The 342-nt window shown below is 40.4% G+C and carries 1 protein-coding gene; it reads left to right on the top strand.

Features of this window, described 5'->3' with window-relative positions; translation table 11 throughout:
• Positions 1–196: hypothetical protein (locus ACZ3HH_RS29505; RefSeq protein WP_465810056.1), on the top strand; the 196-nt coding region annotated here is incomplete at its 5' end.
• Positions 197–342 lie beyond the last annotated feature (146 nt).

Here is a 342-nt window from a genome sequence, read left to right as displayed (position 1 = left end):
CTATACCGGTGGCTTTCACAATTTGTTTAATGGTTCGCTGTTTAAGCATAGGTCAAGACATTCACAATCAGGAGAAGTAATTATCCATTATAAAAAAAGTGCGCCAATTGTTCTTTTCATTAAGACCAAATTTCGAAAAGCCTGTATTCACTCCCATTTAAGTGTCGATTCACAACAACAAAAACGGGCGAAATAGAGACTATTCCGCCCCAAGGGAATTTGAAAATGCAATGCTGAAAACATTGCCAATCTACCGACTTAAAACATCAATCCGCTTGTTTACGCAAAAATGCAGGAATATCCAGGGTATCCATGCCACTCTGCTGCATAGCCGCCACGTGC

Source organism: Pseudomonas sp. PME37.24/025 (genome assembly GCF_055556615.1).
This window is presented reverse-complemented; position numbering and strand designations above follow the sequence as displayed.